The sequence below is a fragment of the Muriicola sp. E247 genome (assembly GCF_041358175.1).
Classification (GTDB): Bacteria; Bacteroidota; Bacteroidia; order Flavobacteriales; family Flavobacteriaceae; genus Muriicola.
Map to the genome: position 1 here is coordinate 47436 of NZ_JBGKBE010000004.1, position 24816 is coordinate 72251.

Genomic DNA, 24816 nt, shown 5'->3' on the forward strand with positions numbered 1-24816 from the left:
TTTGATTAGACTCCTAATATAGAGATTATTGACGGGATGAATGTGATAAAAATTGCGTGTATTCAGGAACTACTCTTCTTCGGCTCCGTCCTCCTTTTCATCGGCCTCGAAATCTGTAATCCCATTTTTGTGCAGCAGGTTATACCACTGGATTACTTTTTTGATATCGCTGGGATATACTCTTTCCTCATCGTAATCTGGAACTACCTCAAAAAAATACTCCTCCAATTTGAGTTTGTCTTCCTTGTGGCCGATAGAGGTAGGACCGCCTTTTTCCTTCTCCTGGATCTTTTTAAACACAGCTTTCAGGGGCAATTCTTCCTTCAGGGTAAAAATAGCAATTTCAGACAACACACTTACATTGTTGGTCATACCAACCGTGACCCTCTTCCCGTCAAGCAGTGACTCAGCAACAAAACCAGTTCTTGTTTGTGTGAGTAATTTAAACAGTCCGGGTCTGCCCCCGATGGATAATATTTTTTCCAGGCTCATTGAATTTCTTTTTCTAGGCGGCAAATATGTAAAATTAAACCGAAAACCACAGGACTACCTCCCTTTTTTTAACATAGGGAATCGCATTTTATAATCAACCTGTATTTTCCCTTTCGATATATTGTTAAGTTTTCCTTTCAGCAGTCTTTTTTTCAGGCTTGAAACCTTGTCGGTAAAAAGAATGCCCTGGATATGATCGTATTCATGTTGGATTACTCTGGCCAGGATACCGTCAAAGGATTCGGTATGCTCTTTAAAATTTTCATCCTGGTAGCGCAAGGTGATTGTGTCGTTTCGGGAAACATCTTCCCTGATGTCGGGTATGCTCAGGCAACCTTCATTAAACGGCCATAGCTCCCCGGTCTCATCCAGCATCTCCGCGTTGATAAAGACCTTTTTAAAATCTTTAAGTTTTTTTTGCTCCGCTTCAGTAAGCTCATCATCTTCGGCAAAAGGGGAAGTATCGACTAAAAACAATCTGATGGGCAAGCCAATCTGCGGTGCTGCCAGGCCTACTCCGTTAGCATTGTACATGGTCTCCCACATATTTTCAATCAGTGTTTTTAGCCCTTCGTAATCCTCCTCTATTTCAGCACCTACTTTTCTCAGTACCGGATCGCCATAAGCGACAATAGGTAAAATCATATATTCAATACTATTACATTTCGCGTTCCGTAACGCCTTATTTTTTCCTTTCCAGATAACCCTGCAAAATGAGGGTCGCACTCACCTCGTCTATAACCCCTTTTTCCCTTCTGTCCTTTTTCTTTACTCCTGAGGCGATAAGGCTTTCCAGCGCTAGTTTAGAGGTAAAGCGTTCATCCTGCCTGTGTACCGGGATATCCGGAAATGCATTTTTTAACTTCACCAGAAATTTCTGGATCAGGGGTTCGGCTTCTGAATGCATATGATTCATTTGCCGGGGTTCTCCTATCACGATTTCAGAAATTGACTCTTCCTTAACGTATTCTAATAAAAAAGGAATCAGTTCCGAGCTTTGCACTGTAGTAAGTCCGGAAGCTATGAGCTGTAGCGGATCCGTAACCGCTATTCCTGTCCTTACTTTTCCATAGTCCAAGGCTATAATCCGACCCAATTCAATTAATTTTTGCAAAAGTACAGGATAAATTGTTATTCCTGTAAAAATGGGCCTTATAATCCGCCCCTTCCCATTATATTTGCCCAAAATTTACCTATCCATGAAGGAGTTAAAGAATACTATAGAAAAGGCCTGGGAGCAACGCGATTTATTAAACGAAATTGAGACCCAGACATCGATCCGAAAAGTAGTGGATTTGATCGATTCAGGGAAGCTTAGATGTGCCGAACCCACGGACAATGGCTGGCAGATTAACGAATGGGTTAAAAAAGCAGTAGTACTCTACTTTCCAATCCAGAAAATGGTCACCCAGGAAGTTGGGATTTTTGAATATCATGATAAGATTCCCCTGAAAAAAGGATATAAGGAAAAAGGAATAAGGGTAGTTCCCCATGCAGTTGCCAGACATGGTGCCTACATTGCTCCGGGCACTATTCTGATGCCCAGTTATGTAAATATCGGAGCCTATGTTGATACAGGGACTATGGTAGACACCTGGGCCACCGTGGGGAGTTGTGCCCAGATAGGCAAAAATGTCCACCTCAGCGGAGGGGTTGGCATTGGTGGGGTGTTAGAACCTCTGCAGGCATCTCCGGTAATCATAGAGGACAATGCATTTGTAGGAAGTCGGTGTATCGTTGTGGAAGGTGTGAAGGTTGAGCAGGAAGCCGTACTGGGTGCAAACGTAGTTTTAACAGCCTCTACCAAGATCATCGATGTTACAGGATCGTCTCCGGTTGAAATGAAAGGTAGGGTTCCGGCCCGTTCAGTTGTTATACCAGGGAGCTACACCAAGAAATTTCCGGCAGGAAACTATCAGGTACCTTGTGCCCTGATTATCGGGAAAAGAAAGCCAAGTACGGATTTAAAAACTTCCCTCAATAATGCCCTGCGAGAATATAATGTAGCTGTATAATTTGTAGGAATTTTTCTCCTGAAGGCAATTTTATGACGATTTTATTGTTATAACTTTGCATTTAAATTCAAGTATCACGGTTACTCCGCTAAGTATGAACAACGACAACCAGAAAATATCGGCCCTGATTATTACCTACAATGAAATGGGATATATTGAGGCTTGTATCAATTCAGTCTCTTTTGCAGATGAGATACTGGTTGTTGATTCTTACAGTACTGACGGGACTTATGAATATTTGCTGCAACACCCTAAAGTAAAGGTCGTTCAGCATCCCTTTACTAATTTTACCCTGCAAAAAACGTTTGCCCTTTCGCAGGCAACATACAATTGGATCCTCTTTCTAGATGCCGATGAAATAGTACCGGCAGGCCTTAAAAAAGAGATAGAAGAAACGGTGCAGCAGGAATCTCCTCATGCCGCTTATTGGTTCTATCGCAAATTTATGTTTGAGAGAAAGGCCCTTAAGTTCAGTGGATGGCAAACCGATAAAAATTATCGTCTTTTCCAGAAAGACAAAGCCAAATTCTCCGACAAGAAGATTGTGCACGAAACCCTTGAAGTAGATGGGACATCAGGTATCCTCAATGAGAAACTGATCCACTATTGTTATAAGAATTATGAAGATTACAAGGGGAAAATGCTTAAATACGGGCAATTGAAAGCCAAAGAAGATTTCTACAGGGAAAAAAGTTTTAACTATTTTTATTATTTCCTTAAACCTGCCTGGAAATTTTTTAATCACTACATCCTACGTCTGGGGATCCTTGACGGGAAGAAAGGGATAACTATCTGCTATCTAAATGCCCTGGGTGTTCTAGAGCGTTTCCGTGAATTAAAACGCCTGGAGCGAAAAAATGCCCTGGCTTATTACTTGCTGATGCCATAGTGCGTCCACACCAACTTTTTATTTCGGGTTTCCTTTCTAATGGATTTATTCTTTTCTATAGATTCGGGTGTTTTATATCCCCGTTTGTGATCTAAATGCACACATACGGCACTATAGCGCAGCTGTTTCGACCTGATCCCAAAATTGAATAATCGTTCCCCCAACTCCCGGTCCTGCCCCCCGTACTGCATCCGTTCGTCAAATCCATTAACATTGAGGATATCTTTTTTCCAACCCGATGAATTATGCCCATTCCAGCTTGCATTGGTTGGTGTGATCATATTGAAAAATTTCGAGATATATCCTCTGGCCGTTAGTTTATTGTTCTTAAACGTCTTGGGAATTCCCATTTCTTTCAGCCACTGAATGTTAAAACAATTCTGTTCCTCAATGTCTTTCCTGGTGATGGCCTTGGAAATATTCATAGGTAACATATAGTACCCACCTGAAATAAAATATCCGGGTTCTTTATTGATGTAATGTACCTCTACAAAGTCTTCCCTCGGAATACAATCTCCATCGGTCATGATGATATAGGGTGAATTACAGGCTACAGTGGCCTTGTTGAGGATTCTCGACTTCTGAAATCCGTCGTCTTCCTGCCATACATGAACTATGGGATAAGAGACCTTGGATTTCATCTCCTCGATCAGATTTTTAGTTTTGGGCCCCGATCCGTCATCGGCAATCACCACTTCAAAATTTCTGAATGTTTGATATTCAAAACCCCACAACACTTTTTCAAGCCAGGCTTCAGAATTGTAAGTGCTGACAATGATTGAAATTTTAGGCTCCGTATTCTGCATCGCACAAAAATAGAAAGCTTTGTGGAGATTTCGTTATTTCTACCTTAAATATCCCAGGTAAGTGGTCAATCTAATATTTAAAAAATCCTTACGACCCCTATAATTTCATCCGCATTTTTTTTCGTCCTTCCCATTTGGTTACCGTAATTTGCAGGGCAAAGAGCATCACAGTTCCATATCCAAAATGAAGGTAAAAGAGCTTCCTGTATCTATTTATTACTCCCTTAAATTAAGGTATGGACCTAATCGTGCTGGAAGGAAAAGGTCCAAAACTGTGATTCCTGTCCTGATATCCCTCACTACCATCGAATCCAGGCTGGGAGTCGTTGATCTCGTGATTCGCAGCTTACTGTCTCAAAGTGTGTCACCTGTAAAAATACTGCTCTGGATCCCCGATTCTCTTAAAAAAGAACTTCCTCCTAGACTCACGGAATTATGTGGCGACATTTTTGAGGTCCGGACCACTCACCTGCATTGTTCACATAAAAAACTAATCCATACCCTTTCAGCCTTTCCTGAATACCCGGTAATCACTTGTGATGACGATCTGATGTACAGACCTCAATGGCTTTCTTTACTTTATGAAGAATCTCAGCGGTTTCCCGGGGCCATCATCGCCAATCAAACAAGAACGATAAAAACGGATAAAGAGGGAAATTTTCTTCCTTACGGACAATGGCCTACCGACCAGCCTGCCGCTGTTGGCTCAGATTGGGTACTCCCCATTGGTGCAGAAGGCGTGTTATACCCTCCTGCAAGCCTAGATACGCAATTTGACAACGAAGACCTCTTCCTTAATTTAGCGCCAAAGGCGGATGATCTTTGGTTTAAAACCATGTCCTTATTAAAAGGAACCAAGTGTAGATTGGCTTCAAACCGGAGTAAAAAAGCAGTGCCAGTCATGGGATCTCAAAAGACCTCCCTGAAACATGTCAATATTAAAAAAGACCTGAATAGTGTGCAATGGCTGAAACTTTCAGACCATTTCAACCTGAAGGATAAACTAAAGCCTGATTAAACATGAATGACTTTACACAGGAAATTAAATCTTGTCTCGAAGTACTCGAAAATGGAGGTCTTATTTTATACCCTACAGATACGGTCTGGGGAATCGGCTGCGATGCCACCAATGAAAAGGCCGTGGAAAAAGTATATCGCCTAAAAAATCGACCCGATTCAAAAGCCTTGATTTGCCTGGTGGGCAATGATGCGATGCTTGAACGCATAGTGGAAAAAGTCCCGGAAACGGCCTGGGACATTATGGACCTGGCGAGTAAACCCACAACCATCGTTTATGACCACCCCAGAGGTGTGGCCCGAAACCTCATAGCCGATGACAATACGCTGGCTATCCGAGTTGCCTCAGATAAATTTTGTCGCTACCTCATCAACGCCTTTAAAAAACCCATTGTCTCTACATCTGCGAATATTGCCGGTGAACCTACCCCTGGCAACTTTGGGGAAATAACACCCCCCATTTTAAAAGGAGTCGACTATGTGGTAAATTTGCAGCGGAATGCAGGGAATGCCGTTTCCTCTTCTATTATAAAATTGAGCAACGACGGCACTGTAAAAGTGATTCGGGAATAAAATGGCGAAAAAGAATTATAAAGAAGCCCTTACAGATCAGATCTTTCATACCATTGCGGAGGCTGCAGCTATGCTCTCTGTTGATTGTTATGTCATTGGAGGTTTTGTAAGGGATTTGCTCCTCGAGAGAGGAGTGCCAAAGGACATCGATATCGTGGCCGTAGGCAGTGGTATTTCTTTGGCGAAAAAAGTAGCCTCCCTCTCCCCCGGAAAACCCGAGGTTACGGTATTTAAGAACTTTGGTACTGCCATGTTGAAAATAAGTGATAAGGAAGTTGAGTTTGTCGGTGCGCGTAAAGAAAGTTATAACCGGGATAGTCGGAAACCAATCGTGGAGAACGGAACCCTTGAAGACGATCAGAAACGACGCGATTTTACCATAAATGCCCTGGCTCTGTCCCTGAACAAAAATAACTACGGGGACTTGCTGGATCCCTTCCAGGGGGTTGAAGATCTGGGTAAAAAACTGATAAAAACGCCCTTAGAGCCCGGAGTGACCTATTCGGATGACCCACTACGGATGCTTAGGGCAATACGCTTCTCTTCCCAGCTCGGATTTAAAATTGAGACTAAGTCCCTTAAAGCTATTGAAGAAAACAAGTCGAGAATAAACATCATCTCCAAAGAGAGAATTGTAGATGAATTGCATAAAATTCTTTTGAGTGAGAAGCCGTCGGTGGGTTTTGGCTTGTTATTAAAAACCGGTCTTTTAGATTTTATCCTTCCCGAATTGGTCGCACTTCAGGGTATTGAAGAAATTGAAGGACAAAAACATAAGGATAATTTCTGGCATACCCTGGAGGTAGTCGACAATATTTCTGAATACACAGACGACCTTTGGCTGCGATGGGCTGCCTTACTCCACGATATTGGAAAGGCCCCGACAAAACGATACGACAAAAAACTGGGCTGGACCTTCCATGCCCATGAATTTGTAGGGGCAAAAATGGTCTATAAAATCTTTAAAAGGTTAAGGATGCCTTTGAATGAGAAAATGAAATTCGTCCAGAAAATGGTTCTGATGAGCTCAAGACCCATTGTACTGGCCGAGGATTTTGTAACCGATTCCGCAGTGCGCCGACTCATTTTTGATGCAGGCGAATTTGTAGATGACCTTATGACCCTGTGCGAAGCGGATATTACCACCAAAAACCCAAAAAAAAAGAAGAAATATAAAAATAACTTTAAGCTCGTCCGCCAGAAAATTGAAGAAGTAGAAGCCCGGGATCACGTACGAAACTTCCAGCCCCCCGTGAGCGGAGAAGAGATCATGAAAACCTTTAACCTGCCTCCTTCACGGGAGATCGGCCTGATCAAAGATGCCATCAAAGAAGCGATTCTGGAAGGGGAAATCCCCAATGAATACGAAGCGGCAAAAGCCTTTATGATTAAAAAAGCCGAGGAAATGGGACTTACCCAATAGCCAAAGATTATCCTCTATTCTAAATATCTATTTTGTTCGCTCCTACACATGGATTTTTCAGTGAAAAGAGTCGTATTTTTGTACCCCTATTCGAAATCCTATGCTGAAATATTATCGGCCGCTGGCCAAAATTTCCCTCATCCTTGTCTACCTGGTGATCATTGCCGGGGCCGTTGTAAGGATGACAGGAAGTGGAATGGGTTGCCCCGACTGGCCCAAGTGTTTTGGCTATTACATTCCTCCGACCCAGGAATCGGAATTGCTCTGGGAGCCCGGAAAGGAATTTAAAGAAGGACAGGTCATCATCCGGGAAGAAGCCCTCTATGTGGCTGCCGGAGATTTTAGAACACAGAATCGATTTAATGAGCGTAATTGGGAACCATATGAGAAACACGACTATGCCGTTTTCAATGCGACACATACCTGGATAGAATACCTGAACCGGCTATTAGGCGCCCTCGCAGGTCTGGCTACCCTGTTTTTGGCCATTGCTTCCTTCGGATACTGGAAAAAAAACAAGACAATTACCCTCGTAAGCTGGGCAGTTGTAGTGGGCATGTTATTCCAGGCATGGCTGGGCGCAACCGTGGTCTACTCCTTACTTCTACCCGTTCGAATAACGCTGCATATGGTCATGGCCCTGGTGATCGTTGCCCTTCTGATCTATCTTTTACAAAAAACCAAAATTGATGTCTCTAAGCCACCTTATAACCAAAAAATTAATCGACTCCTTTGGGTAGCACTGGCTCTTACTATGGTCCAGATCATTCTGGGTACCCAGGTTCGCCAGTTTATAGATACACAGATCGATATGCTGGGGGAAGGGGCAAAAAATCTATGGCTTTCTCAACCGGAGTTACAGTTTTATATCCATCGCACGCTATCCCTGGTGGTAGTTCTATTAAATGGGTGGATTGCCTATATTATTTTTGCCGGAAAACTGGCCTATTCAAAAATTTACTGGGTTCTGACTATTATCGGAATTGAAATACTTACCGGGATTGCTATGTACTATTTCGATTTCCCTTTTGCCAGCCAGCCTCTGCATCTGGTTTTGGCAGCCTTGTTGTTTGGCCTCCAGTTTTATTTGGTTCTTGAAACCCAAAAGAAGGTGACAACCGGGGAAACTTCGTAACTTTGCCACCAGGAAATTTGCATCCATGATGATATATAAAATCAGGATTATACTCGATACCAAAGAAGATATATTCAGGGATATCGAAATGACGGCCGACAGTACGCTGGAAGACTTTCACAATGCCATCACCCAGGCCTTTGGATTCATGGGCGATGAGATGGCATCATTCTACACCTGTGATGAGAACTGGAACCAGGAGGAGGAAATTGCCCTTTTTGATATGAGCGAAGGTAATGAGTCGGTCCGACTGATGAATGAAACTTTTCTGGAGGATACCCTAACCCGGCAGCATCCCAAAATGATCTATGTTTATGACTTTCTGAGTATGTGGACATTTTTTGTGGAACTGGCAGATATTGTGGAGGCACAGGACGGACAAACATATCCCAACCTGCTTTTTAGTTTTGGCGAATTACCGGATGCTCCCCCGGAGAAAAACTTTGAGGCCGATCCAAATTTCGATTTCGACGAAACCTTCGATCGCTATGACGATCTGGATTTCGATGAAAACTGGAACTAACCCAGCTGATATTCATAATCTTCAATAAATAGTTAACCCCATTTTACTCTAAAACTTAGCACTTTAATATGATCAACCTTTTTAATGCCCAAATCGATGAAGTATCATTGCACCGCATTGGTAACAAACATAAAAATGAAGGTGTTCTTCTCTCTGACCAACCTCAAGCTCTCAATGATGAATCCCGGGGTTTGCTAAAAGAATTTTTTCTAAAACCCTTCAGGGAAAAAGAAGAGAACTACTATCAGCTAAGTCATGAAGCCGACCTGGAATTTAATGAGCTCTATCAGGCGGCAAAGGAGATTTTTAAAGACCCTGCCCTCCTTCAGGAAAAATCAAAAAAGATAGCCAAGCACCTATACGATCAATCGGATCACCCTCATATTAAAAACGGGGAAGTATTCGTGGTCAAATTCAGCAATGTGGTGCTGGATAATGAAAAAGTGGAAGCACTCGGAATATTTAAAAGTGAGATCAAACAGGAGTTCCTGCAATTTGAGGAAAAATCCTCCAGTCTTGAAATTCGCCTGGAACAAGGCGTAAATCTCAACAAGCTTGATAAGGGCTGCCTCATTTTTAACGTGCTGGAAGATGAGGGGTACAAGGTGCTATCCGTAGACAGCAACCGCTACGACGCCAAATACTGGCTGGAGAATTTCCTGGGGACGAATGTTCTGGCCGATGAGAATTTCTACACAAAGAACTACCTGAAATTCTGCCAGAATTTTGCAAAGGACATCGTCTTGCCGGCAGAGGATAAACAGCAGGAAGTTTTATTCATGAACAGAGCCGTGAATCATTTCGCGAAAAATGATGCCTTTGAGGAAACTCAGTTCCTGAATGAGGTGATGGAAAATCCGGAGTTGATCCCTGAGTTTAAGCACTATAAAGTTGAAAAAGGCCCAAAATACAGCATAGAAGACATTTCAACTTTTCCAATTGCCAACAAGGCAGTGTCTGACACCCGGAAAAAAATTAAGAATGTGATCAACCTGGATACCCATGTACAGATCCGTCTTGACTTTATCAATCCTGAATCGGCTGAGCGCTTTGTGGAAAAGGGCTGGGATGAAGAAAAACAGATGTATTACTACCTGGTTTATTTTAACAAAGAAACCAAACATTAAAATAAGGTCTTAGAGACAAAAAAGAGGTAGATTTCTATTTCAGTTCTATCTTTTTTTCGATGATTTGCCTCATACTGACATTTTCGTAATTCCGCTTTACAAAATCGAGGGTGAGATTGAGAATCTGACCCATATTCCTGCATCTTTTGAACTTCAGGTCTTTGGTAAAGTCAAAGATTTCCATTTTTAGGCGATCAACATTCTCCTGACTCGAAATTTTATCTGCTTTGGCAGCACTGATCAGCCTTTTAATACGCTTATTGGCACTGATGATCCTCTTCGCGATAATGGATCTTTCCTCTACTTTGTACTGTTCAATGGAATCATCGAGCAGTCTGTCCTGCACCAACCCGACCATCTTAAGATTCTCCTTAAAGAATTGCGGCCTATAGACATTTAATTTCCCTTCATAACACTGCTGATCAAAATCGATGGCCCTGATCCTGAAAACCACATGATCAAAATCGTGTATTGGGATGATCACGTAATTATAGGAACGCATGTCTCCCAGCAATTGGATCATACAACGCTCATTGAATTTTACAAATTCCTTGGCCAGCTGGGATTTTTGAGAATCCGTACAGTTCGGCAACATGTTTTTAATAAAAATATCTCCGGGTATACCCGATATGTGTTCTTCAATCAGTGTATTCCGGTAAACGAGATAATTGAGGTTATAGGGAGAAAGCATATGCTCAAGTTCCAGACCATAGATTCTGGAAGCATCGGCTTTCTTTACATAGAAATAGATAAAATTGTCATTGAGGATATTCCGGATCTTAATCCGAAAGGGTTTTGAATTCCCAAATGTACAGAAGTCCACCGCATCTACATTCAGGTATTGAAATATGCGATCTGTCCCGTCTGAATGCAGAATGGAATAAACCCGCTTCAGACTTAAATCGATCTCAACTCTTTCAGCATCGCTATAATAAACTCGAACCCAAAGGGTATCATTTCCCTCATCGTCATATACTACCACTGATCCTGCAAAACGCAACAGATCTTCATAAAATATGGGTATTTCTATCTTGCGGTTGTACTGGTCGAGGAATACATCCAGTTTTCTGCTAACAGGATATGACGGTTTTTTCCTGGACATCAGCCGTTGTTGAGTCATAGGTTCACTTCTTTATGCCGACAATTTGTAACAAATTGTGGGTTTTATCGTCAAGTTACTATAAACTGCCTAAATAGAACACTTTTTGGAAACGATTCTTACAGTCTCAAACCTCACAAAAAAATTCGGATACCTTACAGCAGTCAAAGACCTCTCATTTTCAATTGAAAAGGGAAATGTTTATGGAATACTGGGGCCAAATGGCAGCGGCAAATCAACCACTCTGGGGATTGTCCTCAATGTTGTGAATCGCAGTGCGGGTTCCTTTACCTGGTTCGATGGCAAGACAACTACGCATGAAGCCCTTAAAAAAGTAGGGGCCATCATCGAAAGGCCCAACTTCTACCCTTATATGTCGGCCCTGCAGAATCTCAAACTGGTTTGTAAGATCAAGGAGGTTTCTTATGACCGGATTGAAGAAACATTACAATTAGTGGGGCTTTGGGAAAGGAGGAACAGCAAGTTTAAAACCTATTCCCTTGGGATGAAACAACGCCTTGCCATCGCTTCTGCCCTGCTGAATGATCCTGAAATCCTGATCCTCGATGAGCCAACCAACGGCCTCGACCCCCAGGGAATTCATCAGATCCGCCAGATCATCAAAAAAATAGCTTCACAGGGCACTACTATATTGCTGGCCTCCCACTTGCTCGATGAAGTTGAAAAGGTATGCACCCATGTAGTCATCCTCAGAAAAGGTGAGAAATTATATTCAGGCCGGGTAGATAATATGCTAGCCAGTCATGGATATTTAGAACTTAAAACCAACAATACGGAAGCCTTGATTGAGTTGTTGAAAAAAGATAAGAGATTTGGAGAAATAAATGAGGAGTTCGGCCTGATCACCGCCGTTCTCAACGAAAAAATGGAACCAGGGGCCCTCAACGAATTTCTATTCAAAAATGGAATTGTTCTTACCCACCTGGTAATGCGAAAAGAAAGCCTGGAGGAGCAGTTCCTTACCCTTACTAAAACCCAAAGCAACTAAAATCTGGAATTCCCTATGAAAAGGCTTTTACATATTGAATTTATCAAGCTTTGGAATAACCGCTCGAGCAAGATCTTAATTATCTCTTATTTCGTCCTGCTCACGTCCATTGCCCTGGTAGCCGCCATCAAGTTTGACATCGGACCCATCCAGTTTCACCTGGCCGAACAAGGGATCTTTAATTTTCCTTATATCTGGCATTTTAACACCTTTATGACAGCCTGGTTTAAGCTGTTCCTTGCCATCGTCATCGTCTCTATGATGTCTAACGAATACAGCAATAAAACCATAAAGCAGAACCTCATCGACGGCCTTTCTAAAAAGGAATTTGTGCTTTCTAAATTCCTGACAGTCATTTCTTTTGCCCTGATCTCCACGATTTTTGTCTTTGTGGTTTCAATGATTCTGGGATTGATCTATTCTGATTACGACGAGTTGTCTATCATCTTTTCGGATCTGGAATTTCTCCCTGCCTTTTTTGTGAAACTCGTGGGGTTTTTCTCCTTCTGTCTATTCCTTGGAGTCCTGGTAAAAAGATCTGCATTTGCCCTGGGTTTTCTTATCCTTTGGCAAGTATTTGAAGGATTTGTGAGAGGGATGATCAGATGGAAACTCTTCGATTCTGAAACCACTGACGCCGTCATGGCATTCTTCCCCCTGAATTCAATGTTCAACCTTGTCAAGGAGCCTTTTTCCCGACTCAACGCGGTTCAGTCGGTCGCCAATCAGATCGGTGAAAAAGTTTCCCTGAACTATCACGTTCACTGGTATGAGTTTCTCATTGTTCTTGCCTGGACCGCGATTTTTGTCTATTTGTCCTACCTGTTACTTAAAAAGAGAGATTTGTAGTATATTGTGGTGTTTGGGAAAACACTATGAAAAAGATTGGCTCCTTAGTCCTTTTAGGTCTGCTGTTCCCGTGTCTAATAATTGCGCAGGGAGAGACCTCCAACTGGCTCTTCGGGAATGGAGCAGGGATTCGCTTTAACAATGACGGTAGTGTTTCCAATATCACCAAAAGCAAATTAAATACTATAGAAGGGTGTGCCTCAATTTCCGATTCCTTCGGGAATCTGCTCTTTTATACCGATGGAATTACTGTATATAACGGCAATCATGAAACCATGCTCAATGGGGAAGATCTTTTAGGGGATCCCTCCAGCACCCAGTCGGCCCTGATTGTTCCTAAACCGGAGGACCCCGACTTGTTCTATATCTTTACCGTGGATACCTCTGCCTTTGGGGAGGATCCCGACCTGGGCCTGAACTATTCCGTTGTAGATATTTCACAAGATGACGGCCTGGGTGCCGTGACAGTCAAGAACGTAAACCTGCTCCAGGATTGTTCAGAGAAGATCACGGCCGTTATAAAGAATTGCTTTGAGCAATCTATTTGGGTAGTGACCCTGGCATCTCAAAATGGGATCAATGGAGTCCTAAATACATTTTATGCCTACGAGATCAATGCGTCAGGGGTTGTTTCTACCCCTGTGAAGACTACTTTTCCCGGGCTGCAGATTGAAGATCCCCGGGGGTATCTGAAGTTTTCCCCCGATTCCCAAAAGCTGGCGGTTGCCAATTTTACAGACGGACTTTACATATACGATTTTGATGCGACCACGGGATTGATAACGAATTCGATGGCCATTGAATTACCGGGTACCAATACTAATGCTTATGGTCTGGAATTTTCTCCTGAAAGCAGACTCCTATATGTGCATGCAACCAACAATTCGGAGAATAATGGAAACCACTCTTCTTCCCTCTTTCAGATGGATACAAGTTCTCCCGATATCAATGCATCCATAATTGAACTCGATAATCGGCCTATTTACAGAGGTGCCCTTCAACAAGGAGAGAATGGAAAAATTTACCGGTCGATCACCAAAAGCTATAATGAAGGTACACCTTACCTGGGTGTTATAAACAATCCCAATGAAACAGGGATGGCAGCTAACTATCTGCACAATGCTATTGATCTGAAGGGAAAGATAAGTATGCAGGGCCTTCCTCCTTTCATACAGTCATTCTTCGGGAACACAGCACTCGTTCGCAACGATGATGGCACCACCAGCAGTACCTTAACCCTCTGTGACGGAGAACCACTAAACTTGGAGGCAGACAGCATTCCGGGAGCGGTGTATTCGTGGGAAAAAGATGGTATTCCCCTCCCTGCAATTACCAGCAGCACGTTTACCCTGCCGTCGGCAACCGAATCTGATTCAGGAAGGTATCGTGTAGTGATTACGCCTTCAGATCCCGATGAATGCCCTACCATAGGAGAATCCCTCATCTATGTGCTACCTGTACCCGATCCTTCGATTGAACTTGTACAATGTGATGTTGGCCCCGACGACCCGACAGATGGAATCTCCATTATCAACCTGGAGGGAATAAACATAAATCCCGATCTCAATTTCTCTTTTTACGAATCGGAGGCCGATCGCGATTCGGATCTCCCTATCGCCAACAGTACAAATTATCAGAATACACAACCCTTTAGTCAGATCCTTTATTACAAAGTAGTGAATACGCTGGGGTGTGCCAATGAAGGAGAACTGAATCTTATTGTCACTCCGTCGGAGGTGACAGCAAGTAGTATCGGTCCGGTTTATGCCTGTGACGATGATCCTTATGATGGGAAACTGCAAAGCTATTTCGATCTGGAAGCAATTGCCAATAGCTACACGGACCCCATGCTTTCCGTGCAGTTCTATGCCGAAATATCTGATGCGGCCCTGCAACAAAATCTAATTCTCGAGCCGGAATTAACCACCGAATCAATTACGCTCTACGCCCGCCTATCAGTCGGGAACCAATGTATGGGAATAGAAACCGTGGATCTGATCGTGAATCCATCTCCCAAGCCCATCATGGAAGATACGTACATCCTCTGCACGGATCGTGGCAGTGCACTAATTGAAGGCCCTGAGGGTTTTGATTCCTACCGATGGTATAAGAAAACAGGATCGGGCAGCACAGTCATGGGAAATGAAAAAAATGTGACCCTGAACGAACTTGGCTTCTATGAACTGGAAACCAGTTATATCTACAGCATCAACGGAAATGAGGTTGAATGTGGAAATAAAGTAAGTTTCCAACTGATCCCCTCAGGCAGGGCTGTCCTGAACAACATTGAGGTCAATGATTTTTCAAATAATAACACCCTGACAATCTCAGTCAGCGGAGAAGGAAAATACGAATTCTCACTGGATGGAATAGAGTACCAGAACAATCCCAGCTTTTCAAATCTTTCACCAGGATTTTATACGGCATTCGTAAGAGACACGGAGGGGTGCGGCATTACACAAAAAGATGTAGCCGTGATGGGATATCCGAAGTTCTTTACTCCTAATGGTGACGGAGTCAATGATTACTGGCAACTCACAGGGTTGAGTGAGCTTTTCCAGGCCAATGCTTTTGTTGGTATTTATGACCGATATGGTTCCTTTGTTACCCAGATTGGGGTAAAGGAGCGTGGCTGGAACGGCACTGTAAATTCAAAAACGATGCCTGCCGCTGACTACTGGTTTAAAGTTCAGTTAGTGGATGGTCGCGAAATCCAGGGACATTTTACTTTAAAACGTTAACCAGCAATAATGAGGTTTAATCCTGACATAAGGAATAAAAATACTACCGGGAAATATTCCGGATGGCTCTTCCTTTTCCTATTGTTTATAGGCTTGGAGGTAATTGCACAGGTATGTCCTTCAACGGTTTTGACCAGCCCGCTTGACGGATCGACAAACGTAGCGGTAGATGCGGACATTTCCTGGAACCAGGTACCCAATGTACCCGGTTATATCATTTCCCTTGGTACAACCCCCGGGGGCACTGACATTCTGGACCAAAGGTTTGTGGGAAGTGCCACTACTTACAACCCCCCTCTGGGTCTGCCTGAAAATACCCTTATTTACGTTACCATTACATTGTTTGATTTCCAGAACGGTAATCTTGAGATTCCTTGTTCAAGTGAATCCTTTACAACAGCTCCTATAACTCAAATTCCGGCTTGCGCTCAGCTTTCCATTCCTTCTGATGGACAAATTGACGTGAACCCGGCAACCAATCTCAGCTGGAATTATGTACCGGGTGCGATAGGGTACCGACTTACTTTAGGAAGCTCTTCAGGAGCAGGTGATCTGCTTCCCACCACCGACCTTGGAAATACATTAACATATAATCCCTTAGTAGAATTCCCTCCCAATTCGGTTGTTTACGTCAACATCATAGCCTATAATCTTATAGGAGACGCTGTTTCCTGTTCGGAATTCAGTTTTAGTACCAGTGCTATTGCCGCCTTACCGGGTTGTACCTCCCTTATTTCTCCAGCGGATGGAGCCAACAATGTCCCCATTACGCCCATCCTTGAATGGACCCCAGTACCGGGAGCAACCGGTTACCGAATAACAGTTGGAAACTCCCCATTTACAGCGGAAGTATTGGATAATGTTGCTTTTCCCCCGGTTACACAGACCGGAATTCTCGAATTAGAAGCCAACCGCACCTTCTTTATTACCATCGTACCATTTAATGCTGCCGGAGAGGCCATAGGCTGCCAGCAGGAGTCGTTTACTACCCTTCAGGGGTGTGGTCCTTTTTTCGATCCGATGACGGGAGACCTCATAACCCTGAATCCTGAAATTAACTTCCCTGCTACCATTTCTAGCTGCGAAAATGAATTCCCGTTGATATATACGAGTCCTGATACGGCTGATGGCTATCGCTGGTACAGCATTAATTCGAATGGCAATGAAACCCTTATATCAGATACCGCTGATGTTACTTTCTCAGGGCCGGGAGACTATCGCTATGAAGCCTATAACCTCATTCCACAGAGCGGAAACCTTGAATGTCCCAGCTCACAAGTTTTCAGCGTGGTAAGTTCAGAAGCGCCGGTGATCTCATCCATCGATGTTACAGAACAGGCTACAGGGATAAGAATTGTTGTAAATGCTTCGGGCGGCGGAGATTACGAATACGCAATTGATAACATTAACGGACCCTACCAGGGCAGCAACATTTTTAGTGGTATCCCCTATGGCACACATACACTTTATGTTAGGGACAGGAATGGATGTGGAATTGCCGAAGAGCAGATCGTTCAGGATCTCACCCTGGAAGGCTTTCCCAAGTTCTTTACTCCGAATGGAGATGGCATCAACGATTACTGGCAATATATACCGCCGGAGTTCGCGGGAGATATTACCCTGGTCAGTATAGAAATCTACAATCGTTATGGACGATTACTTGTGCAGATTGATCCCAATTCAAGGGGTTGGGACGGAACAATCAATGGTAAATCCCTCCCCGCTTCCGACTACTGGTTCAGGGCCAGGTCGAGCACAAATAACGAAATGACAGGACATTTCTCCCTGGCCCGTTAAGGCGATTAAAATCTGATATTACAGGTGAAGAAAACGCCCCGACTTTCGTAATTTTATCCTATGAAATTTAAAGTAGTTTCCGATTTCAAACCTACGGGGGATCAACCTGAAGCCATCAAACAGTTAGTCTCCGGAATACAGGAAGGAGAACACTATCAGACACTGCTGGGAGTGACGGGGTCTGGGAAGACTTTTACTGTTGCCAATGTGATAGAAGAGGTACAAAAACCAACCCTCGTCCTGGCCCACAATAAAACACTGGCTGCTCAATTGTACTCAGAATTTAAACAGTTTTTTCCCGAGAATGCCGTGGAATATTTTGTGTCGTATTACGACTATTATCAACCAGAGGCGTATATCCCCACCAGTGGCTTATATATTGAAAAAGATCTCTCGATCAATGAAGATATAGAAAAATTGAGGCTAAGTACCACCTCCTCCCTGTTATCCGGCAGACGGGATGTACTGGTAGTAGCTTCCGTCTCCTGTCTTTACGGTATTGGAAATCCCGTGGAATTTCAAAAAAATGTGATCACCATCAGAAAAGATCAGGTGATAGCGCGTACAAAGTTTCTGCATCAACTGGTGCAGAGTCTGTACTCCAGAACGACAGCCGACTTCAAGAATGGAAATTTCAGGGTGAAAGGCGATGTTGTAGACGTTTTTCCCAGCTATGCCGACAATGCTTTCAGGATACATTTTTTCGGGGATGAGATTGAGGAAATAGAGGCTTTTGACCCTTACAACAATACACTGATTGAAGTTTATGAAACCTTGAATATATATCCGGCCAATATGTTCGTCACTTCTCCGGATATCCTTCAGAATGCCATCCATGAAATACAGCACGATCTGGTGAATCAGGTGGAGTATTTTAAAGAAATTGGGAAGCCCCTGGAAGCAAAACGACTGGAAGAACGTACTAATTTCGACTTGGAAATGATCAGGGAGCTGGGTTATTGTTCCGGAATAGAGAACTATTCGAGATACCTAGATGGCAGGGAACCGGGTACACGCCCATTCTGTCTTCTGGATTATTTTCCTGAAGACTACCTGATGATTGTGGATGAAAGTCATGTTACCATACCCCAGGTGCACGCAATGTACGGAGGAGACAGATCGCGAAAGGAAAACCTTGTGGATTACGGTTTTCGCCTGCCGGCGGCTATGGATAACCGTCCGCTGAAATTTGAAGAATTCGAGGCCCTGCAGGGACAGACCATATTTGTAAGTGCCACCCCGGCAGATTATGAACTGCAACATAGTCAGGGGGTATATGTGGAACAGGTCATCAGACCCACGGGACTACTCGATCCTGAAATTGAAGTTCGTCCGAGCAAGAATCAAATTGATGATTTGGTAGAGGAAATTCAGCAACGGGTTGAAAAAGATGAACGTACGCTGGTCACCACACTTACCAAACGTATGGCCGAAGAACTTGCCAAGTATCTGACAAGGATCAATATCCGCTGCCGCTATATTCATAGTGATGTGGATACACTTGAACGCGTTGAGATAATGCAGGACCTGAGAAAAGGGATTTTTGATGTGTTGATAGGAGTCAACCTTTTGAGGGAAGGACTGGACTTACCAGAAGTTTCCCTGGTGGCCATTATCGATGCCGACAAGGAAGGTTTTCTTCGGAGCAACCGTTCCTTAACCCAGACGGTAGGTAGGGCTGCAAGACATTTAAACGGGAAGGCCATTATGTATGCGGATAAAATCACTGTCAGTATGCAAAAGACCATCGATGAGACAAAGTATCGCAGGGAGAAACAGACAAAATACAACCTGGAAAACAACATCACCCCCACCTCCCTGAATAAGAGCCTGGACAATGCCCTGGCCAAGAATTCGGTATCGACCTATCACTTTATCAAAGAGGAGAGAAGGGCAGCTGAACCGGATTTGGAATACCTGACGTCCGACCAGCGCGAAAAAATGATTCGGACCAAGCGAAAGGCGATGGAAAAAGCAGCGAAAGAACTCGACTTTATGCTGGCGGCACAATTAAGGGATGAAATAAAAGTCCTGCAGAAACAGGAATAAGTTAAATTCCAATATGAAAAATTCCCTGATAATTACACTTCTTTTTTGTTGTATTGCTCCATTTCTTAATGGTCAAAAACTATCAGGATCAGAGATAAGGGAGATTGCGCAGGGTAAGTTTTCCGGGGGAGTGGAAGAATTAATTGAATTCCTTAAACTTCCGAATATCGGCAGTGATCCGGAGCAGGTAGCCCAAAACCTTGAATGGTGCCAGAATCGATTTAATCGTCTCAGTTTTGATACTCAGATAATCAAAACCGAAGGAGCTCCATTGCTCTTTGCGGAGAAGGTGATATCCGCAGATAAAAAAACTATACTCTTTTATTTGCAGATCGACGGCCAACCAGTGGATCCTTCAGAATGGGAACAGGCCGACCCATTTATTCCTGTGATTAAAGAAAAAGTTGAAATGGGCATATGGAATTCTGTAAACTGGCAGGCCGGAGGTCCTCTGAATCCTGAGTGGAGAGTGTTTGGCAGATCAGCTTCTGATTCCAAGGGTCCGGCTATGGCTTTTATCACTGCCCTGGATTATTTTCATCAGAGATCTCTGGAAGCAGCTTGTAATATCAAAGTGATCATGGATTTCCAGGAAGAGCTGGGCTCCCCTACCCTGGCACGGGCTGTTGAAGAAAATAAGTCCCTGCTGGAAGCAGACATGGTACTTATCATGGATGGAACGCGGCATATTTCCAATTGGCCCACCCTCACCTATGGAGCCCGTGGCATTGCAACAGCCACCATAAAAATATATGGCCCTTCGAGTCCGCTGCACAGCGGGCAATACGGAAATTATGCCCCCAACCCGGTATTTGCAGCTTCGCGTTTTATTGCGAGTCTGAAAGATCCCAATGGGCGTGTTCTTATTCCCAGTTTTTATGATGGGATCGTGTTATCAGACCAAGATAAAATTGCACTTAAGTCTTTACCAGAAAATGAGGATAGCCTTAAAACGAGGCTTGGGATTTCAAAAAGCGAAGCCGTAGGCAATAACTATCAGGAATCCCTACAGTACCCGTCTTTAAATATTCGTGGGTTGCGCTCGGCCTGGGTAGGGAAAGAAGTGAGAACCATTATTCCGGAGGATGTGGAGATTGAAATAGATATGCGTCTGGTACCTGAAACTCCCGGGGAGCGCATGGTAGAACTACTGGAAAGGCATTTGAGAAAAGAAGGGTTTTATCTGGTCGACAGTATTCCCACTGCAGAAGAAAGGAGTGTTTATCCAAAAATTGCAAGCTTGAAATATAGGCTGGGATCACGGCCTTTTAGAACAGAGATGAATTCAGAAACCGGGGAGTTTCTAAATCGAGCTCTTGGGAAAGTGTTTGGCACAAAGCTGGTGAATATGAGAACTACAGGCGGATCACAACCAATAGCGCCCTTTGTAAAAACAATGGATGTCCCTGCGGTTTCAATACGAATCCCGAATCCGGATAATAGTATACATGCACCAAACGAAAATTTGCGACTGGGAAATTTCCTTGAAGGGATAATGATGTGTCTGGCCATACTCAATGAACCGCATTAAAAAAGGTACCCCAATATATGAGGTACCTCTCAACTAACCAAACAAACCAACCATTATGAAAACCCGTAGGACGGGTCAAGCATAATTTCTTCTATTCTTATTTGCCAATTTCAATCATGCGCTTTGGCTTTGGCAAAGCCTCCTCCTTTTTAGGAAGGTAAAGCGACAGTATTCCTTCCTTATAGGTCGCCTTGATTTTATCACTATCTATAGTGTCTGGCATGGTGAAAGATCGCTTGAAAGACGAATAGGAAAATTCTTTTCTGGTATAATTCTCTTCCTTTTTTTCATCCTCAGACTTACTTTCCATGGAGATGGTAAGTACGTCCTTATCGACTTCCACATTGAAATCTTTTTTGTCTTTTCCGGGGATCGCCAATTCAAGATTAAATCCCATATCATCTTCCTTGATGTTTACGGCAGGAAGGGTAGCAACGTAATTTTCACTTCCGCCCATCCAATCTGGTCTGAAGAATTCGTTCATCAGGGAAGGTAACATTCCGGTGTTTCTTGTTATAATGCTCATGACTTTATGATTTTAAGGTTAAACTTTTAATTGTTTACTCCTATTAGAACAAATGATATACCAACTGAGATTATCTGTCTTTTTGGCATTTTTACTCTCTATGATACTGTCTTATTGACATGATATCCAGGTGATTAGGAAGTTTGAACTGAGGAATTCGGATAAAGAAAAATCCTTATCAGAAAATAACAGAAAAGGCTGTCTTTCTTATCCTTTTCCAATACCTTGTCTGAAATTAGAATCTGATGACAAATAACGATATCCTTAAAAAATTACGGGTAGCCCTGCAGTTAAGGGATGATGAAATAGTTGATATCCTGGCACTTGTCGATTTTCGTATCTCCAAAGCTGAAATAGGAGCCTTTTGCCGAAAGGAGGGGCATCCGAAATACAAGGAATGCGGAGACCAGGTGCTGAGGAATTTCCTCAACGGTTTGGTACTGCATTTACGAGGCCCCAAAGAGGAGTCTACTCAAGTTAAAGGAAAAAGTGTCAGTGACACTAAAAGTAAGTCCACAGGAGCTTCAAAACCGAGAAAAAGCAAATTTACCGGCCTGGGGTCCGTTCCTTATAAAAATAAAAAAGGCCCCAAGAAAACTTAGGGCCTTTTAAGATAACATCAGTGTTTATCCTGTGATCCTCACAGGGACAGTGAACATAGTTCCTTCCTTCGACGCGGGTATCTCAACCGTTTTGTAATTGAGTCGACTCTTAACAAATCGTTCCAAAACTTCATCCTCCGTATCCACAGAGATCACAACGATCTCATTTTTGTGGTTCAGGGTAAACAATACCTTCGCAGTAAGGTCTTGTTCTTTGAGCACAAAGGTGTTGTCCTTTAAAAGATCTCCGATCTGAATCGCAAGTTCTTTGTTGGGATCTGTAGATTCGAAATCATTTGCAAAAAGATTCCCGGCTGAAAAAAGAATGGCCGCTACGAGCATTACAGGTAATTTTCTCATGATTGTTTGTTTTTTGATTAATAATTAGATTGATGATTTGTTATAAAAGACGATTGTAATTTAAGGATGTTACAATTATTTTAATGATTAACATATTTTTAAGCAATTTGACTATTCGAAGTTACCTAAGGATGACATCTGAAAAAACCTCAGACCTGATCCTTAACTCAAGCTTAAAAACCATTACATTGAACTAACATGGGCATAAAAAAAGGAGATGTTTGGTTAACATCTCCTTTAATAAATAAGGTTGGTAGAATTATATTTATGCCAATACTTCTTTTACTTTATCAGCAGCTTCCTGGAATTGTACGGCAGAATGTACTGCTAATCCGGAATTATCAATTATCTCCTTGGCCAGTTCGGCATTGGTTCCCTGTAGTCTAACAATAATCGGAACCTTGATAGCATCACCCATATTTTTATAGGCATCAACCACCCCTTGTGCAACCCGATCACAACGAACAATCCCACCAAAAATATTGATGAGTATTGCTTTTACATTGGGATCCTTAAGGATAATCCTGAAAGCTTCTTCCACCCTTTTGGCATCTGCAGTTCCTCCAACATCCAGAAAATTAGCGGGTTCCCCTCCGGCCATTTTAATCAGGTCCATTGTCGCCATGGCGAGTCCGGCACCGTTGACCATACAACCGACATTTCCATCGAGATCAACATAGTTTAATCCAACGGCCCTGGCTTCCACTTCAATAGGGTTTTCCTCTCTTAAATCACGCATTTCAGCATACTGCTTTCTTCTGAACAAAGCATTGTCATCGATAGATACCTTGGCATCAACTGCCATGATCTTATCATCGGAGGTTTTTAAAACCGGGTTGATTTCAAACAAACTGGCATCACTTTGTTCGTATGCCTTGTAAAGAGAGGATATAAATTTTGTCATTTCCTTAAAGGCGGTCCCGGATAATCCCAGGTTAAATGCAATTTTTCGAGCCTGAAATGGCAATAAGCCAGTAGCAGGATCAACTTCCTCTGTAAAGATCAGGTGAGGCGTCTTTTCAGCTACTTCTTCTATATCCATTCCCCCTTCTGTGGAATACATAATCATATTACGCCCTTTGGATCTGTTGAGCAGGACAGAGACGTAAAACTCACTGGTCTCACTGTCGCCCGGGTAGTAGACATCCTCGGCAACCAGTACCTGATGCACCTTTTTCCCTTCGGCTGAAGTCTGGGGAGTAACCAGATTCATCCCTATGATTTGTCCGGCTATATTTTCGACTTCCTTCAGGTTTTTGGCTAATTTAACTCCTCCGCCTTTACCTCTTCCTCCGGCGTGGACCTGAGCTTTTATGACATGCCAGGAGGTTCCTGTTTCCGATGTCAGTTGCTTGGCTGCGTCTACGGCTTCTTTAGCATTATGTGCTACAATTCCTCTTTGAATGCGTACGCCAAAGCTGGCTAATATTTCCTTTCCCTGATATTCGTGAAGATTCATAAGGTTGTTTTAGTGAGTTGAGTGCAAAAATAGAAAAGAAAGCGGAGTTACCATATTTAATTATCCGCTTCTTATACTTTAAAGTCTTTAAAATCGAGAGGGTCAAAATTTCTGAAGTGACCGTTCATTTCAATGAGGGTCTTGGTACGATCCACCTGCTTTAATACTTTTATGGTCTGATCGAGATGCTTTTTTATATAGGCAAGTCGTTCACTCTCTCTTGTAATCTGGAGCAATTCGTGTTCCTGTTCGAAGGAAAGCCCCATTTTATGAGCCAGCATAAAGAGATTGAATTTTTCTGCCGGTATCCTGTCGAACGGAACCCCCATCAGGTTATATAATTCCTGGATCCCGTCGAGAACTACATTCTTGGTTTCTATATCCCCGTCATTGATGTTTTCAATAAACTTTACCACCCCTCCTGCGTATAGCTTCCCTTCCATTTCATTTTCGAAGGTCATTACCTGAAATACCTGTCTCGCCACACAGGTGATATCCATGGATCCGTTCTCATAGGTGGTAACTACTTCAACCAGTTGAACTTCAGTACCATAAATAATTCTGTCATTAATATAGACTGGTATACCAAAAGTGATGGCCTCCTTTCTGCAATCGTGGATAAGCTCTTTGTAGCGTTCCTCAAAAATGTGAAGGGGTACGGTTTCCCCGGGGAAGAATACTGTCTGTAATGGAAAGAAGGGTAGTTTCACATGTGGATTTTCGTAAAAATACGAAGTGGAATGCTCCATAGCAAGCGGAATCCGGAGAGAATATTGTTTTAAATATAACTTTTT

24 protein-coding genes are annotated in these 24816 nt (G+C 43.0%); 15 read left to right on the top strand and 9 right to left on the bottom strand.

The genetic code is table 11. The annotated features are described in order from the left end of the window. Positions 1-69 precede the first annotated feature (69 nt). Genes ACA086_RS07810 through ruvX form a run of 3 tightly spaced genes read right to left on the bottom strand, consistent with a single transcriptional unit; the run spans position 70 to position 1606 of the window. On the bottom strand, positions 70-492 hold the full coding sequence (locus ACA086_RS07810; RefSeq protein WP_371002780.1) for a DUF5606 domain-containing protein: 423 nt from the start codon (positions 490-492) through the stop codon (positions 70-72). Between the two features lie 54 nt (positions 493-546). Beyond that, a complete protein-coding gene (gene def, locus ACA086_RS07815) occupies positions 547-1137 on the bottom strand; it encodes a peptide deformylase (RefSeq protein ID WP_371002781.1) in 591 nt (196 codons plus the stop codon). Between the two features lie 37 nt (positions 1138-1174). Beyond that, positions 1175-1606, bottom strand: a complete 432-nt coding sequence (gene ruvX / locus ACA086_RS07820) for a Holliday junction resolvase RuvX (protein ID WP_371002782.1) — start codon at positions 1604-1606, stop codon at positions 1175-1177. Positions 1607-1691: 85 nt separating this feature from the next. On the opposite strand from ruvX, the gene ACA086_RS07825 reads away from it, so the two are divergent. Beyond that, positions 1692-2507: a 2,3,4,5-tetrahydropyridine-2,6-dicarboxylate N-succinyltransferase gene (locus ACA086_RS07825; protein ID WP_371002783.1), complete on the top strand. Its 816-nt coding sequence runs from the start codon at positions 1692-1694 to the stop codon at positions 2505-2507. A gap of 94 nt (positions 2508-2601) precedes the next feature. Next, entirely contained in the window at positions 2602-3396 is a 795-nt protein-coding gene (locus tag ACA086_RS07830) for a glycosyltransferase family 2 protein (RefSeq protein ID WP_371002784.1), read from the top strand. On the opposite strand, the gene ACA086_RS07835 is transcribed toward ACA086_RS07830, so the two are convergent. Continuing rightward, positions 3378-4202: a glycosyltransferase family 2 protein gene (locus ACA086_RS07835; protein ID WP_371002785.1), complete on the bottom strand. Its 825-nt coding sequence runs from the start codon at positions 4200-4202 to the stop codon at positions 3378-3380. The two genes, ACA086_RS07830 and ACA086_RS07835, sit on opposite strands and share 19 nt — an antisense overlap. A gap of 274 nt (positions 4203-4476) precedes the next feature. Between ACA086_RS07835 and ACA086_RS07840 the strand changes: the two genes are divergently transcribed. From ACA086_RS07840 to ACA086_RS07865, 6 genes are all read left to right on the top strand, one after another. Next, positions 4477-5220, top strand: a complete 744-nt coding sequence (locus tag ACA086_RS07840; protein ID WP_371002786.1) for a zinc-binding alcohol dehydrogenase — start codon at positions 4477-4479, stop codon at positions 5218-5220. Between the two features lie 2 nt (positions 5221-5222). Then, positions 5223-5792 carry an L-threonylcarbamoyladenylate synthase gene (locus tag ACA086_RS07845; protein ID WP_371002787.1) on the top strand — a complete coding sequence of 190 codons (570 nt, stop codon included), beginning with the start codon at positions 5223-5225 and terminating at the stop codon, positions 5790-5792. A 1-nt stretch (position 5793) separates the two neighbouring features. Next, positions 5794-7215, top strand: coding sequence for a CCA tRNA nucleotidyltransferase (locus tag ACA086_RS07850; protein ID WP_371002788.1), 1422 nt, complete (start codon positions 5794-5796; stop codon positions 7213-7215). Between the two features lie 100 nt (positions 7216-7315). Continuing rightward, positions 7316-8350 carry a heme A synthase gene (locus ACA086_RS07855; RefSeq protein ID WP_371002789.1) on the top strand — a complete coding sequence of 345 codons (1035 nt, stop codon included), beginning with the start codon at positions 7316-7318 and terminating at the stop codon, positions 8348-8350. Positions 8351-8378: 28 nt separating this feature from the next. Further along, positions 8379-8873 (top strand): hypothetical protein, encoded by a 495-nt coding sequence (locus tag ACA086_RS07860; RefSeq protein ID WP_371002940.1) that lies wholly within the window; start codon positions 8379-8381, stop codon positions 8871-8873. Between the two features lie 68 nt (positions 8874-8941). Further along, on the top strand, positions 8942-10000 hold the full coding sequence (locus ACA086_RS07865; RefSeq protein WP_371002790.1) for a nucleoid-associated protein: 1059 nt from the start codon (positions 8942-8944) through the stop codon (positions 9998-10000). Positions 10001-10034: 34 nt separating this feature from the next. On the opposite strand, the gene ACA086_RS07870 is transcribed toward ACA086_RS07865, so the two are convergent. Next, positions 10035-11120, bottom strand: a complete 1086-nt coding sequence (locus ACA086_RS07870; protein WP_371002791.1) for a hypothetical protein — start codon at positions 11118-11120, stop codon at positions 10035-10037. An 85-nt stretch (positions 11121-11205) separates the two neighbouring features. On the opposite strand from ACA086_RS07870, the gene ACA086_RS07875 reads away from it, so the two are divergent. From ACA086_RS07875 to ACA086_RS07900, 6 genes are read left to right on the top strand one after another with little or no spacing between them, the layout of a single operon-like run. Continuing rightward, positions 11206-12108 carry an ABC transporter ATP-binding protein gene (locus ACA086_RS07875; protein WP_371002792.1) on the top strand — a complete coding sequence of 301 codons (903 nt, stop codon included), beginning with the start codon at positions 11206-11208 and terminating at the stop codon, positions 12106-12108. A gap of 15 nt (positions 12109-12123) precedes the next feature. Beyond that, positions 12124-12957, top strand: coding sequence for an ABC transporter permease (locus ACA086_RS07880; RefSeq protein WP_371002793.1), 834 nt, complete (start codon positions 12124-12126; stop codon positions 12955-12957). 26 nt (positions 12958-12983) lie between these two features. Beyond that, complete coding sequence (locus ACA086_RS07885; protein WP_371002794.1) at positions 12984-15698, top strand: T9SS type B sorting domain-containing protein; 2715 nt, start codon at positions 12984-12986, stop codon at positions 15696-15698. A gap of 9 nt (positions 15699-15707) precedes the next feature. Continuing rightward, positions 15708-17495: a T9SS type B sorting domain-containing protein gene (locus ACA086_RS07890; protein WP_371002795.1), complete on the top strand. Its 1788-nt coding sequence runs from the start codon at positions 15708-15710 to the stop codon at positions 17493-17495. Between the two features lie 60 nt (positions 17496-17555). Then, complete coding sequence (uvrB, locus tag ACA086_RS07895) at positions 17556-19544, top strand: excinuclease ABC subunit UvrB (protein WP_371002796.1); 1989 nt, start codon at positions 17556-17558, stop codon at positions 19542-19544. Between the two features lie 13 nt (positions 19545-19557). Continuing rightward, positions 19558-21075 (top strand): M20/M25/M40 family metallo-hydrolase, encoded by a 1518-nt coding sequence (locus ACA086_RS07900; protein ID WP_371002797.1) that lies wholly within the window; start codon positions 19558-19560, stop codon positions 21073-21075. Positions 21076-21172: 97 nt separating this feature from the next. Here ACA086_RS07900 and ACA086_RS07905 read toward each other — a convergent pair whose 3' ends face one another. After that, positions 21173-21601 (bottom strand): Hsp20/alpha crystallin family protein, encoded by a 429-nt coding sequence (locus tag ACA086_RS07905; RefSeq protein WP_369748773.1) that lies wholly within the window; start codon positions 21599-21601, stop codon positions 21173-21175. A 245-nt stretch (positions 21602-21846) separates the two neighbouring features. Here ACA086_RS07905 and ACA086_RS07910 point away from each other — a divergent pair, with 245 nt between their 5' ends. Further along, a complete protein-coding gene (locus ACA086_RS07910; RefSeq protein WP_369748774.1) occupies positions 21847-22203 on the top strand; it encodes a DUF1456 family protein in 357 nt (118 codons plus the stop codon). A 24-nt stretch (positions 22204-22227) separates the two neighbouring features. Here the strand turns inward: ACA086_RS07910 and ACA086_RS07915 are convergent, their stop codons facing one another. The 3 genes from ACA086_RS07915 to ACA086_RS07925 form a co-directional block, all read right to left on the bottom strand. Beyond that, positions 22228-22563, bottom strand: coding sequence for a hypothetical protein (locus tag ACA086_RS07915; RefSeq protein WP_369748775.1), 336 nt, complete (start codon positions 22561-22563; stop codon positions 22228-22230). Between the two features lie 265 nt (positions 22564-22828). Next, complete coding sequence (gene sucC / locus ACA086_RS07920) at positions 22829-24022, bottom strand: ADP-forming succinate--CoA ligase subunit beta (protein ID WP_371002798.1); 1194 nt, start codon at positions 24020-24022, stop codon at positions 22829-22831. A 71-nt stretch (positions 24023-24093) separates the two neighbouring features. Next, entirely contained in the window at positions 24094-24771 is a 678-nt protein-coding gene (locus ACA086_RS07925; protein WP_371002799.1) for an LON peptidase substrate-binding domain-containing protein, read from the bottom strand. Positions 24772-24816: the final 45 nt, after the last annotated feature.

What these genes read in the sequence shown, in the direction of transcription:
- ACA086_RS07810 (WP_371002780.1), bottom strand. Translation starts at nt 492, where the DNA reads ATGAGCCTGGAAAAAATATTATCCATCGGGGGCAGACCCGGACTGTTT.
- def (WP_371002781.1), bottom strand. Translation starts at nt 1,137, where the DNA reads ATGATTTTACCTATTGTCGCTTATGGCGATCCGGTACTGAGAAAAGTA.
- ACA086_RS07825 (WP_371002783.1), top strand. Translation starts at nt 1,692, where the DNA reads ATGAAGGAGTTAAAGAATACTATAGAAAAGGCCTGGGAGCAACGCGAT.
- ACA086_RS07830 (WP_371002784.1), top strand. Translation starts at nt 2,602, where the DNA reads ATGAACAACGACAACCAGAAAATATCGGCCCTGATTATTACCTACAAT.
- ACA086_RS07835 (WP_371002785.1), bottom strand. Translation starts at nt 4,202, where the DNA reads ATGCAGAATACGGAGCCTAAAATTTCAATCATTGTCAGCACTTACAAT.
- ACA086_RS07845 (WP_371002787.1), top strand. Translation starts at nt 5,223, where the DNA reads ATGAATGACTTTACACAGGAAATTAAATCTTGTCTCGAAGTACTCGAA.
- ACA086_RS07850 (WP_371002788.1), top strand. Translation starts at nt 5,794, where the DNA reads ATGGCGAAAAAGAATTATAAAGAAGCCCTTACAGATCAGATCTTTCAT.
- ACA086_RS07855 (WP_371002789.1), top strand. Translation starts at nt 7,316, where the DNA reads ATGCTGAAATATTATCGGCCGCTGGCCAAAATTTCCCTCATCCTTGTC.
- ACA086_RS07860 (WP_371002940.1), top strand. Translation starts at nt 8,379, where the DNA reads ATGATATATAAAATCAGGATTATACTCGATACCAAAGAAGATATATTC.
- ACA086_RS07865 (WP_371002790.1), top strand. Translation starts at nt 8,942, where the DNA reads ATGATCAACCTTTTTAATGCCCAAATCGATGAAGTATCATTGCACCGC.
- ACA086_RS07870 (WP_371002791.1), bottom strand. Translation starts at nt 11,120, where the DNA reads ATGACTCAACAACGGCTGATGTCCAGGAAAAAACCGTCATATCCTGTT.
- ACA086_RS07880 (WP_371002793.1), top strand. Translation starts at nt 12,124, where the DNA reads ATGAAAAGGCTTTTACATATTGAATTTATCAAGCTTTGGAATAACCGC.
- ACA086_RS07885 (WP_371002794.1), top strand. Translation starts at nt 12,984, where the DNA reads ATGAAAAAGATTGGCTCCTTAGTCCTTTTAGGTCTGCTGTTCCCGTGT.
- ACA086_RS07890 (WP_371002795.1), top strand. Translation starts at nt 15,708, where the DNA reads ATGAGGTTTAATCCTGACATAAGGAATAAAAATACTACCGGGAAATAT.
- uvrB (WP_371002796.1), top strand. Translation starts at nt 17,556, where the DNA reads ATGAAATTTAAAGTAGTTTCCGATTTCAAACCTACGGGGGATCAACCT.
- ACA086_RS07900 (WP_371002797.1), top strand. Translation starts at nt 19,558, where the DNA reads ATGAAAAATTCCCTGATAATTACACTTCTTTTTTGTTGTATTGCTCCA.
- ACA086_RS07905 (WP_369748773.1), bottom strand. Translation starts at nt 21,601, where the DNA reads ATGAGCATTATAACAAGAAACACCGGAATGTTACCTTCCCTGATGAAC.
- ACA086_RS07910 (WP_369748774.1), top strand. Translation starts at nt 21,847, where the DNA reads ATGACAAATAACGATATCCTTAAAAAATTACGGGTAGCCCTGCAGTTA.
- ACA086_RS07915 (WP_369748775.1), bottom strand. Translation starts at nt 22,563, where the DNA reads ATGAGAAAATTACCTGTAATGCTCGTAGCGGCCATTCTTTTTTCAGCC.
- sucC (WP_371002798.1), bottom strand. Translation starts at nt 24,022, where the DNA reads ATGAATCTTCACGAATATCAGGGAAAGGAAATATTAGCCAGCTTTGGC.
- ACA086_RS07925 (WP_371002799.1), bottom strand. Translation starts at nt 24,771, where the DNA reads ATGGAGCATTCCACTTCGTATTTTTACGAAAATCCACATGTGAAACTA.